This is a genomic window from Providencia sp. PROV202 (assembly GCF_028479565.1).
GTDB lineage: Bacteria > Pseudomonadota > Gammaproteobacteria > Enterobacterales > Enterobacteriaceae > Providencia > Providencia zhijiangensis.
Genome location: NZ_JAMPNV010000004.1, coordinates 200,296 through 213,578 on the forward strand (window position 1 = coordinate 200,296; position 13,283 = coordinate 213,578).

Sequence of the window (13,283 nt, forward strand, 5' to 3'; positions counted from 1 at the left end):
AGCTTTGGTAAATACAAAATTAGTGTTATATAAGTAGTCTCGCTTAATATTTATTTTCCTCCTTCGTTTGGAGGATTTTTTTGTCAGATTGACACCAATAGCGTTAAATTTTAGATTACACATCCAAATATGAACCTTTCAATTCAATACACTACCCTTTATTAAATAAAAAGTATAAATCTGTTTTATATCTTATTTCGAATACTTGCCTTGCCCTATTCACTCCAAGCGTCATAGCTCATTTCCCTAACTTAACTGTGGATAAATAGCACAAAGGGTGAGGACGTCCCCTCACCCATAAAATACGTCACCCATAAACTACGTTTTAGCCTGCTCTAGCTGCCTGACTACCCGCTTTAAAATAGGGAGCCTGGCTGGGTGCTAAAGGCTCTCGACCGCGAATTTTGTCCGCTATTTTTTCCGCAATCATAATGGTTGTGGCATTTAAATTGCCTGTAATAATCAACGGCATAATGGACGCATCAATCACTCGCAGGTTATCAATCCCATGAACACGCCCTTCACCATCGACAACCGCCATCGCATCCGAGCCCATTTTACACGTTCCACAAGGATGAAACGCCGTTTCCGCGCATTCTCGTACAAACTGATCAAGTTGCTCATCGGTGACAATGTGCTTACCGGGGCTGATCTCTTCGCCTCGATACGGGTCTAACGCTGGCTGAGCCATAATTTCCCTTGTGATGCGGATCGCTGCACGAAACTCTTCCCAATCCTGCTCACAAGACATGTAATTGAACAAGATGCTAGGGTGTTGATGCGGGTCACGAGATTTTATCTGCACTCGGCCACGACTTGGCGAACGCATAGATCCCACATGAGCCTGAAAGCCATGCTGATTCACCGCATTGCTGCCATTGTAGTTAATCGCCACTGGCAAAAAGTGAAATTGAATATTTGGCCATGCAAATTTTTCACTGCTACGAATAAACCCGCCCGCTTCAAACTGATTACTGGCACCAATACCGGTACCTTTAAATAACCACTGCGCACCAATCATCGGCTGATTAAACCATTTCAATGCGGGATACAGGGAAACGGGTTGCTTACATTCATATTGCAAGTACATTTCCAGATGGTCTTGCAAATTTTCCCCCACACCTTCCAGATACTGAATGGGAGGGATCTCAAACTGATCCAGCACCGTTTTAGGGCCGACACCGGAGCGCTGCAAAATTTGCGGGGAGGCGATAGCCCCAGCGCATAGCAAAATTTCTTTACGCGCCTTCGCCACCTGCACTTGCTGATGGTTTCCTAAATAATACTTCACAGAAACCGCTTTTTTCCCTTCAAACTCAATGGTATCCGTAGTGGCATGGGTAACTATCGTCAAGTTTTTACGGCTGCGAGCTTGGTCTAGATACCCTCTGGCTGTACTCGCTCGACGCCCTTTAGGCGTCACCGTACGATCCATCGGACCAAACCCCTCTTGCTGGTAACCGTTTAAATCATCTGTTCTCGGATAACCCGCTTGAACACCCGCTTCAACCATCGCGTGGAATAGCACATTATTTTTGGGTTTTGGCGTCGTCACACTGACGGGACCTTGGTCGCCGTGGTAATCATTTCCACCAATATCGCGGGTTTCTGCTTTACGGAAATAAGGCAAACAATTGGCATAAGCCCAATCTTCTAGCCCTGGTGCTTGTGCCCAGCCATCAAAGTCCATGGCATTTCCACGGATATAACACATGCCGTTAATCAATGAAGAGCCGCCAAGCCCTTTACCACGTCCACATTCCATACGGCGGTTGTTCATATGGGGCTCAGGCTCTGTTTCATACGCCCAGTTATAACGGCGCCCCTGAAGTGGGTAAGCTAATGCCGCTGGCATTTGTGTGCGAAAGTCGAACCGGTGATCCGGTCCCCCTGCTTCAAGGAGCAGCACAGTAACATCAGTATCTTCTGTCAGGCGGGTAGCAAGAACGTTACCGGCTGAACCAGCACCGATAATAATGTAGTCATAGACCATTGTTATCTCCTCTGTTTCAGTCAAATTAAGTGATTAAAAAATGGATGAAAACTCTCCGAGTTCAACTTGAATGGATTTGATTTGAGTGTAATTTTGCAGCGTCATTAGGCCATTTTCACGCCCGACACCGGAATGCTTATAACCGCCCACGGGCATTTGTGCAGGAGATTCTCCCCAAGTATTGATCCAGCAAATTCCGGCTTCCAATTGGTGAATAACACGATGAGCACGGGCAAGATCTTGCGTGACAATTCCTGCCGCTAAACCGTAAATCGAGTGATTTGCTCTCTCAATCACCTCATCTTCTGTGCGGTAACTTAGAATACTCATCACCGGACCAAAAATCTCTTCTTGGGTGATTTGCATCTCATCGGTGCAATCAGTAAACACCGTCGGTGCCACATACGCGCCGTTTGCCAGTGACTCAGTCATCAGACGCTCACCACCACATAACACGGTCGCCCCTTGCGCTTTGCCAATCTCAATATAGCGCAGCACATTGTCCAGATGCTTGAAGCTGACCAATGGGCCAAAATTGGTATTTTCATCGGTTGGTGAGCCAATACGAATGCGAGCAACACGCTCCGTGATTTTGGCTTCAAAGGCGGCTTTCAGGTTTTCAGGGATAAATACCCGCGTTCCGTTGGTACATACTTGCCCGGAGCTGTAAAAATTCGCCATCATGGCGATATCAGCGGCTTTATCTAAATCAGCATCATCAAAAATAATCAGCGGTGATTTTCCACCCAGCTCCATGGTGACCTCTTTAAGGCTTGAGCTAGAGGCATTGGACATCACTTTTTTCCCTGTCGGGACGCCGCCAGTAAATGAGATTTTGGCGATATCAGGATGCTCTGTTAGCCATTGACCCACTTCACCGCCCATTCCCGTGACCACGTTAAACACCCCCGCAGGTAAACCCGCTTCCGTGTAGATTTCCGCCAGCTTTAATGCGGTTAATGAGGTAACTTCGCTGGGTTTAAATACCATGGCGTTGCCCGCCGCCAATGCAGGTGCGGATTTCCATAACGCAATTTGAATGGGGTAGTTCCATGCACCAATCCCCGCAACAACCCCCAACGGCTCACGGCGAGTATAGACAAACGAGGTTTCACGTAGCGGAATTTGCTGCCCTTCTAGAGCGGGGATCAAGCCTGCATAATATTCAAGAACATCCGCACCCGTCACAATATCCACAAAGCGCGTTTCAGAAAGTGGCTTCCCCGTATCGAGGGTTTCTAAATAGGCAAGTTCATCATTACGTTCACGTAAAATATCCACAGCACAGCGCAAGATACGTGAGCGCTCCATCGCGGTCATTGCCGCCCAAATTTTTTGCCCCTGTTTTGCACTTTCCACCGCCCAGTGAATATCGTCGATGCTAGCTGATTGCAAATGTGCAATCACGTCGCCATTGGCTGGGTTGATTGCCTCAAACTGCCCGCATTCAGGTTGTGAACTGTCGACATATCCGCCATGAATGTAAAGCTTATGAATCGGTGGATGTTGCATAACGTCTCCTTTGAAAAATAGTTAGGTCGAATGGTCTCCTGCACGTGCCAGTTGCATATCGATATACTCGTTAGTGATACTAAGCGCTTCCTTCACAGAAAAAGGCTCACTACTCAGTGCACTGCGCAACCATAATCCATCAATCAAGGCAGCCAGTCCTTTAGCAGCACGGCGTGCGTCAGGTTGACTTAGCGCTCGCCCAAACTCATAGCTGAGGTTTGAATATAAGCGACGGTCATTCACTCGCTGTAAGCGGTTCAGATTTGGTTGGTGCATACTGCTCGCCCAAAATGCCAGCCACGTTTTCATTGCGGCTTCACTGATTTGGGTGGAGTCAAAGTTCCCTTCCACAATTGCCTGAATTCGCGCTTTAGGGTTTTCACCACTCAATAATCTGAGCCGCATCGCAATACCAAACCCTAATTGATACTGGATATGGCGCATGGTGGCTTCCAATAAACCGCTTTTATCACGGAAATAGTGGCTAATAATCCCAGTAGACACCCCGGCTTTACGGGCGATCAGCACAAAGCTGGCTTCTTGCATTCCCACTTCGTTGATGACAGCTAAAGTGGCCTGAATTAACTGCTGTTTACGTATCGATTGAACGCCTATTTTCGGCATGGCATGAAGACCTAATAAGACCATTGAACCCATTCATTAAACGATTTTTTAATTGAATGTTCAATCAATATTAACTATTGTTTACAACAATTAATTTACAAATAACTCGAGGAGATACCCGTGAAATTTTAAATATTTACTAATAATTCAACACGTTAGTAAATAATCTAATTTTAAATTTTCATCCAGATAAAACTGTGGAACTGCCAATGACAAATTCAAAAAGTCCAAAAAATGGGCAGAAAGACCAACTTAATCACGTTGTTTTTTTTACCTCCGCCGCCTTAATACTGGCGTTTTCTTTTTTCACCATCCTGATGACTGACACCGCAAATCAATGGATTGTTGCAACACTGGGTTGGGTGTCAAAAACCTTCGGCTGGTATTACTTACTCGCCGCCACGTTATATATTGTTTTTGTGATTTTTATTGCAACTTCACGATTTGGGAATATCAAGCTGGGACCGGAGCAATCCAAACCGGAATTTAGTTTGCTTAGCTGGTCGGCGATGCTATTTGCCGCGGGCATCGGCATTGATTTGATGTTTTTCTCGGTGGCTGAACCGGTCACTCAATATATGTTACCGCCAACGGGTGAAGGCGAAACCCTTGAAGCGGCTCGTCAGTCGATGGTGTGGACACTGTTTCACTATGGACTCACGGGCTGGTCAATGTACGCCTTGATGGGCATTGCACTCGGTTACTTTAGTTATCGCTATAATTTGCCATTAACCATCCGTTCTGCCCTATATCCGATTTTTGGTAATCGAATTAACGGACCGATTGGTCATACCGTCGATATTGCCGCCGTGCTCGGGACGATTTTCGGTATCGCCACTACCCTCGGTATTGGGGTAGTGCAGCTCAATTACGGGCTAAAAGTGCTGTTTGATCTTCCCCAAGGGCTAACTGTGCAAGGTGGTCTGATTTTTCTTTCCGTTATCATGGCGGTGATTTCCGCCACATCGGGAGTCAATAAAGGGATCCGTATTCTCTCGGAACTTAACGTGCTGCTAGCATTGGGGCTGATCCTGTTTATCTTATTTGTGGGGGATACTGAATTTCTGCTCAACGCGCTGGTACTCAACGTCGGGGATTATGTGAACCGTTTTATGGGTATGACCTTGAACAGTTTTGCGTTTGATAGACCGACTGACTGGATGAATAGCTGGACGCTGTTTTTCTGGGCATGGTGGGTCGCTTGGTCGCCTTTTGTTGGGCTGTTTTTGGCACGAATTTCCCGTGGTCGCACCATTCGCCAGTTTGTGATTGGCACTCTAATAATCCCGTTTGTCTTCACGCTACTTTGGCTCTCTATCTTTGGTAATAGCGCTCTGTATGAAATTATTCATGGCAATAAAGCGTTAGCCGAAACAGTATTAGAAGCGCCTGAAAAAGGGTTTTATTCCCTACTCGAGTTATATCCGGGCTTTGGATTGACCGCCTCCGTTGCCACCATTACGGGGTTACTGTTTTACGTGACATCCGCGGATTCTGGTTCGTTAGTGCTAGGGAATTTTACCTCAAAACTGAGTGATATTAATCACGATTCCCCTAATTGGCTGCGAATTTTCTGGTCAGTGGCTATTGGTTTACTCACCCTTGGGATGTTAATGACCGATGGGGTGCCTGCCCTGCAAAATACCACCGTGATTATGGGGCTGCCGTTTAGTTTTGTGATCTTCTTTATTATGGCAGGACTGTATAAGTCATTGCGGTTTGAAGATTATCGCCGCGTCAGTGCCATTAATACCAACGCCCCTGCGCCGCTGTACGGTAACGAGCCGATTAAGTGGAAACAGCGTTTGGGACGCGTGATGAATTTCCCCGGCACCACCTATACCCAACGGATGTTAGATTTAGTCTGTATTCCTGCGATGCAAGATGTGGCGAAAGAGCTGGAGTTGCGTGGTGCTAAGGTGGAATTTGCGATCCACCCTCTTGCCGAAGAAGAGCGACTTAACCATTTAGAGTTAGTGGTCGATTTAGAAGAAGAGCAAAGCTTTATCTACCAAATTTGGCCTCGTCGCTATACGGTGCCAAGCTTTACCTACCGCGCTCGCTCCGGTAAATCCCACTATTACCGCCTTGAAACTTACTTGTGGGAAGGCACCCAAGCTAACGATTTAATGGACTACACCAAAGAACAGGTGATCAGCGATATTCTCGACCAATATGAGAAGCATTTGAATTTTATTCATTTAAGCCGCGAAGCACCGGGGGCGACATTAACCTTTCCCGAAGGAAATTGATAGGGAGCTGATTATTTAAACAATGCAAAAGGCGCCCAATAGCGCCTTTTGTTTGCAACCCAGAGAATACTAATTATTCATTCTGATATTTTTGCTCTAGCATGGATTGAAGCTCGCGCGGGTTGTTCATCCACGATAAATGCCCCGGACAGCCTGCCGCCGTCGGGTTAATATCACAAGGGCGGATGTGATTGAGCAAGGATTTTTCATCTTCATCCCGCTGTTCGAGTAGCGATTGGTAGCTACGATCTTGCTGGGCAATTTTTAATTTCGGGTCAAATTTGAACTTCTGCTCTTCCCGCAGTGAGTCCATTCCTTGGTAGTTTTCATGATATAGGCGATCAACGGGTGATTTTTCTTTAAATGACAAGTCGGTGGCAAAGCCAAAAGGAGCACAGAAAACAAGAAAAAAGACAACAATAACCTTTTTGAACATATGGATACCTACTGTAAATGCATAATTTGGCATTATATGCACTTACTACACATAGGAGTATAAAATATATTTTAAATTTTCAAATTTCATTGCTTATTAAGCAGTTATGAATAATTAGATATAAAATCAATTGATTAAATGCTTATTAATACCCATAGTGATTATTTCTGCACTCTTATTTATTGCTTCCACTATTCTCCATCAAATAGCTCGATGTCATTACGCAAAAATAGAAAGAAAAACAGGCAATTTTCATGATTTCGAGCTAAAACTATATTAGCGTTTTTATTTATGAGGGAATGACATGGAGCCAGTGAATAGCCACATCACCTATAAAGTGAACCATTCGATTTCGGTGGATGATTTTTTGAATTTATTGAAGCAATCTCCACTGGATACGTTTGTGCCCACTGATGATGTCGCGTTGCTGGATTCGATGTTAAATAATGCAGATTTGTTGATCAGTGCTTGGGTGGATGAGCAGGTGGTGGGTTTCGCTCGTGCGATCACGGATTTTAGTTTTTGCTGTTATATCTCTGAAATTGCGGTAGATACTCAGTATCTTCATCAAGGTGTCGGTAAGCATTTGCTGCGCCTAACCGCCGAGGAATTGCCCCCCGAGTGTCATTTAATTTTTCGCTCCACCCCCGACTCCCAAAACACCTACCCCAAACTCGGCTTCACTCCCTGCCCCAACACGTGGCATATCTCCGCCAAAAGCTTTCTAGACAAAATGAAAAGCTAGTTTTTATTTTTTCTTAATTTCGCCCTTGTTTTGCTTTGATTTTTCCCTTGACCTTCCCCAAACATAGCTCTAAATAATTCGCGTTGTGATAAGGCGGCGAATACGCTAAGCCCTGGGAGCATACACAAGTATGTGACTAGGGTTAGCTTATGAAGCCAACACAGTCACAGCGTGAAGTATGACGAGCATTTAAGTCCTCAGCTTAGAGCGCAACCGTTTGATGGCCTGACTGTGGAGCTGACTCACCCGCGACTCCCCCACCTCCAACACCGCACCAATCTCCTTCAAATTCAGCTCTTCTTGGTAATACAGCGTCAGCACCATTTTTTCGCGCTCTGGCAATTGTTCTATCGCCGCCACGATTTGGTCTTTCAGGCTGGATTCCATTAGTAAACTCAGTGGGTTACCACCATCATTTTCATCCATTGAAGGTTCGCAGCTTTCCCCATGCACTTCGTGCCATTCATCGTAGGAGAACAGTTGGCTATTGTTGGTATCTAGCAGTACTTGGCGATATTCCGCCAAATCGATATCCAGCGCTTTGGCAATTTCAGGCTCTGTGGCACTGCGCCCAAGGCTTTGCTCAAGCTCACCAATGGCTTTGGTCATTTCACGGGCTTGGCGACGCACGCTACGAGGAACCCAGTCACGGCTACGTAGCTCATCGAGCATAGATCCGCGGATCCGCTGTACGGCATAGGTGGCAAAAGAGGCACCTAATGAGGCGTCGAAACGTTCTAATGCGTGGAGTAGCCCAATGCCACCCGCTTGAATTAAGTCATCGATATCAACGCTGGCAGGAAGTCGGACTTGCAGTTTCAGGGCTTCATGGCGTATTAGAGGGTAATAACGCTCCCATAGGCTATTTTTATTAATGACACCTTCGGCAGTATATAAATCACTCACAACCTGAATCACCCTTCAAGTTTTAACTAAAGGTAGCCATTATCTGTGTTACGCGTAATTTCAATCCGCAGAGTAAGGCACTAAATCAGCCGTTATTCTTTTTATCCTAAATAAATTTGATGGAGCCCAATATTTTTTGAGTCTATTTTTTGCGTTTTCTTTTGGCCTTGCCCTTGCCTTTGACCTTGCCCTTGCCCTTGCCCTTGCCTTTGACCTTTGTTTTGACCTTTGTTTTGACCTTTGTTTTGACCTTAACAATGCCAAAGCGCGCCCTAAATAATTCGTGTTGCAGCTAGGCGGCAAGCTGGATTATCCCTAGGAGCATACTGAAGTATGTGACTAGGGTAATTTAGTGCAGCCAACAACGCTGCGGCGCGAAGTATAACGGGCAAAAAAAAGACCAGCAAAGCTGGTCTTTAATAAAAAGCTCGATCACGAATTAACGTAACAGGCTCAGAACACCTTGTGGAACTTGGTTAGCTTGTGCTAACACAGCAGTACCTGCTTGTTGCAGAATCTGACCACGGCTCATGTTAGAAACTTCTGTCGCGAAATCAGCATCTTGGATACGGCTACGTGCTGCGCTCAGGTTGTTAACAGAGTTGTTCAGGTTGTTGATAGTAGATTGCATACGGTTTTGTACCGCACCCAGTGAAGAACGGAATGAATCTACAGTTTTTAATGCATCGTCTAATGCAGTTAGCGCCATTTCGTTAGTTGATGCTAAAGTTGCTGCTCCATCAACTTTGGTTTTACCCGCAGTAGTTAGTTCACCAGTTGCCGCATCAAAATCAGTTTTCAAAACTTCAACTAATTTATTATCCACTTTCATGACATATTTACCAGCATCTTCAGTGCCATCAGCCTTCATCATCTGATAAATTTCGCCTTTAGCATTAACTGCTGGAACATCTTTGCTTTTATCACCACCAGCATCTGGTACAGCTGCTTTAACTTCAAGTGTTGCTTTCTTACCTTGAACAGCTGGTTCAGACAGTTTAGTCAAATCTAATTTATCTAAACCTAAAGTGGTTCTATCAATTTGCTTCAAGTTGATGTCGATAGTTTCACCGTCATTTGCACCAACTTGAATTTTCATTGTTGAATTAGCACTTAATACTTTAACGCCGTTAAATTGCGTTTGTTCAGAAATACGGTCAATCTCTTCCATACGCAGTTTAACTTCGTCTTGGATAGATTTTGCATCAGACTCTGAGTTAGTGCCGTTTTTCGCTTGTACAGTCAGTTCACGAATACGTTGTAAGTTATCGTTGATTTCGTTAACTGCGCCTTCCGCGGTTTGTGCGATAGAGATACCGTCGTTTGCGTTACGAGAAGCTTGAGTTAAACCTTTAACGTTTGCAGTGAAACGGTTAGCGATTGCTTGACCCGCAGCGTCATCTTTTGCGCTGTTGATACGTGAACCAGAAGATAAACGCTCAATCGCAGTACCCAGTACACCTTGTGAACGGTTTAAGTTATTCTGAGTAGTCAGAGACAGAACGTTGGTATTGATAACCTGTGCCATAATGTATGTCCTTTTTATCTTAATAGTCGATTAAGCTCGCTGGCTTAACTCGGTAAATGTTGTCAGCAATAACATTATCGGCGGCACCCAAAACCCCTTTAGCCCTTTTTATAAAAATCTTTCATATTTCGAGGCTAAAGCCCGCTGGAATCGGCTTTTCTACACGAAAATTTTTATTAAATTCTTTTTTTATCGTTAATTTCCTCATCATTTTTATTCAATAAGCCTAATTACCTGCCTTTTACGGTTTAACTCCCCCCATTATTATTTCGCCGAATAGTCTAATATTTTTCCCCAATTCGCCGATAAAGGACTAAATACGAATTTATTTTCAGGGTTTATATTCAGGAGAGATTTATGGCAGGCATATCCACACTCGGTATCGGGGCTAACTTAGACTTAAATGTACAAATGGACCAATTGGAGGCGATGGAAAAGCGCCGCCTCGATCCATTAACACAGCAGAAAGCCAGCTATGATGCGCAAATTAGTGCATTTGGTAAGATGCAATCTTCATTAGAAAAACTGAAAAAAGCGGCAGAAGATATCAAGAAGTATGAAGATATCAGCACCACGAAAGTGAACGGCGAATATAAATCTTTTGATGTAAAAACCGATGGTAAAGCGGTTGCTGGTGTACATGATGTTAAAGTCACCCAGCTGGCGAAAGCACAAACTATTGCCACCAAAGATATTCCAGACAATAAAAAATTATTAGGTAACGGCGCAGCAGAGCGCACAATTACCATTACCCAGCCTTCACAAAAAGAAGATAAAGATAAAATTGTTATCAAACTCGATAATGAACACACATCATTAATCGAGATTGCAGACGCCATTAATAAAACCGATAAGGGTGTTTCTGCTTCTGTTATTAAAGATAAAGACAATCAATACCACTTAGTTGTCACTTCAAAAAAAGCGGGTACAGACAACCGCATGAGTATTAATGTTAGCGGTGACGATGAACTTGCTAAAATTTTAAATGTTGAGTCGGAAATTGATGCAAAAGGCAATGTCACCATTAAAGATGAAGCGACAAGTGGCATGGAACAAAAAGTTCCACCACAAAATGCTCAGCTCATTATTGATGGTTTCGAACTAGAATCTCAAACCAACGAAGCCAAAGACCTATTTCCTGGTTTAACCCTCTCTTTAAAGAAAGAGAGCGAAGATGGCAAATCGGAACATTTAATTATCTCTGAAGATATTGAGCCTGCTAAAGCGAAAATCAAAGCGTGGGTGGATGCCTATAATGAGTTTCAAACCTTAGCTAAAGAACTCACTAAATATACTCCGACCGAAAAAGGGACTGCACCGGATAAAACCAATGGTCCATTAATCGGTGATTCTACTTTACGTGTAATTCAAAGCACCTTACGTACCCAAGTTCGTACCCCACAAAATAGCGGCGAATTAAACCTGCTGAGTAAGATGGGAATTAAGCAAAAACTGGATGGTACGTTAGAAATTGATAATAAAAAACTCGATAACGCCCTAAAAGATAACCCATCAAGCGTTAAAGTATTCTTTGCCGGTGATGGAAAAGAAACTGGATTTGCGACCGAAAACTTTAATTTCTTAAAAGATACTCTAGATAGCAAAGAAGGTACGCTGCATAACGCCACTGATGGCGTACAAAAGAAAAAGAAAAGCATCGATAAACGTATCGAGCAAACCAATAAACAAATTGAAAACACCATGGATATCTATCGTCGTCAGTTCCAAAACCTCGATAAGATGATGAGTTCATTAAACAGCACAAGCAGTTCATTAGGCAGACTTTTAGGTTAACCACATGTATCAACGTAAAGCTAATCAAGCCTATCAGCAGGTCAGTTTGGAGAGTGAAATCGCCAATGCGACCCCGTATCAACTGATCCAAATCCTGTTTAAAGGGGCCTTAAGTGCCCTTAAACGGGGGGAGATTTTTATGGAGCAGGGAAACATTGCTGAAAAGGGTAAAGAAATCTCAAAAGCCATCGACATCATTGACACGGGATTAAAACAATCGCTAAATTACGAGGCTGGTGGCGAACTTGCTGAAAATTTAGCGAGTTTGTATGAATACATGACGCGGCAATTGCTCCGCGCCAACATAGAAAACAACGTGACTTATGTCCAAGAAGTTTACCAATTACTCTCCGATATCGCCTCTGCATGGCAACAAATCGGTGCAAATGTGGATGAAAGATAACCAGGTGGACAATAAAAATCCTCTCTATTTACTTGAAATATATCGTAATGTCTTAATATTAAGTGAAAACTTAGTTTCGCTCGCACAATCAGGGGAATGGGAGTCATTAATCTCCCGAGAAACTGAATATGTCCTTGCCGTTGAGAATTTAACGGCTTTGACTCAAGAATATGAGCAAGAACAACCTATTACTGACGACTTTGTGCAGTTACTACACCAGATCATTGAAAACGAACGAGTGACAAAAGAACACTTACAAAATCATTTGAATTTTTTAAGTAAAGAAATCAAACAGCTCGACCAACAAAAGGTATTGAATAATAGCTACGGCCAATTTGATCAACCCGATGCTCCAAGGGTTATTAAACCTCTCGAGTAAACGGTAAAGTGTCAGGCAGTTCACCTGACGCTTAACTTAATAGGACAACTCAATTGGCACCAAGAACACAATAGCAGCTCCCCGAATCACACTTGTTGGGTCTCGGGAAGCCGTAAAATAGACGGGAAATGCTGTTACTTTAATTTTTACTGCTGTTTTAATCTTTGCTGCTTTTTAAGCTTTTTCAACAACATATTGCGCTTTAACGTGGATAAGTGGTCGATGAACACTTTACCGTTTAAATGGTCAATTTCATGTTGCATGACAATCGCTAAAAACTCATCACTGTCGACAACAAACTCCTTGCCGTCACGGTCAAACGCCTTCACCTTCACACGCAAAAAGCGTGGCACATCCGCGTAAACATCCGGTACGGATAAGCAACCCTCTTGATAGCTAGTCTCCCCTTCGCTCTCAATAATTTCAGGGTTGATAAATACCATTGGCTCATTACGTTCTTCCGAAATATCAATCACCATAATGGCTTTGGTTTCGGCAATTTGCGTTGCCGCCAGCCCGATACCATTATCAGTGCTGTACATGGTTTCAATTAAATCATCGACCAATGTTTGTACTGCTGCGAAATCCGTAACGGGACTGCACTGAATACGCAATCTTTCATCTGGAATTTCAATAATTTCTCTTACTGCCATAGCTAAAATCCTGTTGATTCAATTACTTTTACTCAAGTCTATGGAATTAGTATCGCCC

At 43.8% G+C, this 13,283-nt stretch carries 12 protein-coding genes; 5 read left to right on the top strand and 7 right to left on the bottom strand.

Translation table 11 applies throughout. The annotated features are described in order from the left end of the window. Positions 1 to 325: 325 nt before the first annotated feature. The 3 genes from betA to betI are packed head-to-tail and all read right to left on the bottom strand — an operon-like array spanning position 326 to position 4,129. Entirely contained in the window at positions 326 to 1,993 is a 1,668-nt protein-coding gene (betA, locus tag PR799_RS02465) for a choline dehydrogenase (protein WP_272521174.1), read from the bottom strand. Between the two features lie 33 nt (positions 1,994 to 2,026). Then, positions 2,027 to 3,505, bottom strand: coding sequence for a betaine-aldehyde dehydrogenase (betB, locus tag PR799_RS02470; protein WP_272521175.1), 1,479 nt, complete (start codon positions 3,503 to 3,505; stop codon positions 2,027 to 2,029). A gap of 21 nt (positions 3,506 to 3,526) precedes the next feature. Further along, positions 3,527 to 4,129 carry a transcriptional regulator BetI gene (gene betI / locus PR799_RS02475; protein ID WP_272521215.1) on the bottom strand — a complete coding sequence of 201 codons (603 nt, stop codon included), beginning with the start codon at positions 4,127 to 4,129 and terminating at the stop codon, positions 3,527 to 3,529. Positions 4,130 to 4,338: 209 nt separating this feature from the next. On the opposite strand from betI, the gene PR799_RS02480 reads away from it, so the two are divergent. Then, entirely contained in the window at positions 4,339 to 6,381 is a 2,043-nt protein-coding gene (locus PR799_RS02480) for a choline transporter (RefSeq protein WP_154628486.1), read from the top strand. A 73-nt stretch (positions 6,382 to 6,454) separates the two neighbouring features. Here PR799_RS02480 and PR799_RS02485 read toward each other — a convergent pair whose 3' ends face one another. After that, the gene (locus PR799_RS02485) at positions 6,455 to 6,817 is read right to left on the bottom strand and encodes a hypothetical protein (RefSeq protein ID WP_225575016.1); all 363 of its coding nucleotides are present in this window, start codon (positions 6,815 to 6,817) and stop codon (positions 6,455 to 6,457) included. A 304-nt stretch (positions 6,818 to 7,121) separates the two neighbouring features. Between PR799_RS02485 and PR799_RS02490 the strand changes: the two genes are divergently transcribed. Further along, the gene (locus PR799_RS02490) at positions 7,122 to 7,562 is read left to right on the top strand and encodes a GNAT family N-acetyltransferase (RefSeq protein WP_154628480.1); all 441 of its coding nucleotides are present in this window, start codon (positions 7,122 to 7,124) and stop codon (positions 7,560 to 7,562) included. A 189-nt stretch (positions 7,563 to 7,751) separates the two neighbouring features. On the opposite strand, the gene PR799_RS02495 is transcribed toward PR799_RS02490, so the two are convergent. Both PR799_RS02495 and PR799_RS02500 read right to left on the bottom strand, forming a co-directional pair. Beyond that, positions 7,752 to 8,468: an RNA polymerase sigma factor FliA gene (locus PR799_RS02495; protein WP_272521176.1), complete on the bottom strand. Its 717-nt coding sequence runs from the start codon at positions 8,466 to 8,468 to the stop codon at positions 7,752 to 7,754. Between the two features lie 439 nt (positions 8,469 to 8,907). Next, positions 8,908 to 9,996: a FliC/FljB family flagellin gene (locus PR799_RS02500; RefSeq protein WP_272521177.1), complete on the bottom strand. Its 1,089-nt coding sequence runs from the start codon at positions 9,994 to 9,996 to the stop codon at positions 8,908 to 8,910. A 357-nt stretch (positions 9,997 to 10,353) separates the two neighbouring features. On the opposite strand from PR799_RS02500, the gene fliD reads away from it, so the two are divergent. The 3 genes from fliD to fliT are packed head-to-tail and all read left to right on the top strand — an operon-like array spanning position 10,354 to position 12,572. Beyond that, on the top strand, positions 10,354 to 11,790 hold the full coding sequence (gene fliD, locus PR799_RS02505; protein ID WP_272521178.1) for a flagellar filament capping protein FliD: 1,437 nt from the start codon (positions 10,354 to 10,356) through the stop codon (positions 11,788 to 11,790). Positions 11,791 to 11,794: 4 nt separating this feature from the next. Then, positions 11,795 to 12,193, top strand: coding sequence for a flagellar export chaperone FliS (gene fliS, locus PR799_RS02510; RefSeq protein ID WP_006657543.1), 399 nt, complete (start codon positions 11,795 to 11,797; stop codon positions 12,191 to 12,193). Continuing rightward, complete coding sequence (gene fliT / locus PR799_RS02515; RefSeq protein ID WP_036951364.1) at positions 12,183 to 12,572, top strand: flagellar protein FliT; 390 nt, start codon at positions 12,183 to 12,185, stop codon at positions 12,570 to 12,572. Before fliS ends, fliT begins: the two co-directional genes overlap by 11 nt. Before the next feature lie 146 nt (positions 12,573 to 12,718). Here the strand turns inward: fliT and def are convergent, their stop codons facing one another. Continuing rightward, complete coding sequence (def, locus tag PR799_RS02520) at positions 12,719 to 13,225, bottom strand: peptide deformylase (protein ID WP_154604147.1); 507 nt, start codon at positions 13,223 to 13,225, stop codon at positions 12,719 to 12,721. Positions 13,226 to 13,283 lie beyond the last annotated feature (58 nt).

Coding starts and splice junctions, on each gene's coding strand:
- PR799_RS02480 (WP_154628486.1), top strand. CDS start 4,339: ATGACAAATTCAAAAAGTCCAAAAAATGGGCAGAAAGACCAACTTAAT.
- PR799_RS02485 (WP_225575016.1), bottom strand. CDS start 6,817: ATGTTCAAAAAGGTTATTGTTGTCTTTTTTCTTGTTTTCTGTGCTCCT.
- def (WP_154604147.1), bottom strand. CDS start 13,225: ATGGCAGTAAGAGAAATTATTGAAATTCCAGATGAAAGATTGCGTATT.
- fliD (WP_272521178.1), top strand. CDS start 10,354: ATGGCAGGCATATCCACACTCGGTATCGGGGCTAACTTAGACTTAAAT.
- betI (WP_272521215.1), bottom strand. CDS start 4,129: ATGCCGAAAATAGGCGTTCAATCGATACGTAAACAGCAGTTAATTCAG.
- betA (WP_272521174.1), bottom strand. CDS start 1,993: ATGGTCTATGACTACATTATTATCGGTGCTGGTTCAGCCGGTAACGTT.
- betB (WP_272521175.1), bottom strand. CDS start 3,505: ATGCAACATCCACCGATTCATAAGCTTTACATTCATGGCGGATATGTC.
- fliS (WP_006657543.1), top strand. CDS start 11,795: ATGTATCAACGTAAAGCTAATCAAGCCTATCAGCAGGTCAGTTTGGAG.
- fliT (WP_036951364.1), top strand. CDS start 12,183: ATGAAAGATAACCAGGTGGACAATAAAAATCCTCTCTATTTACTTGAA.
- PR799_RS02490 (WP_154628480.1), top strand. CDS start 7,122: ATGGAGCCAGTGAATAGCCACATCACCTATAAAGTGAACCATTCGATT.
- PR799_RS02500 (WP_272521177.1), bottom strand. CDS start 9,996: ATGGCACAGGTTATCAATACCAACGTTCTGTCTCTGACTACTCAGAAT.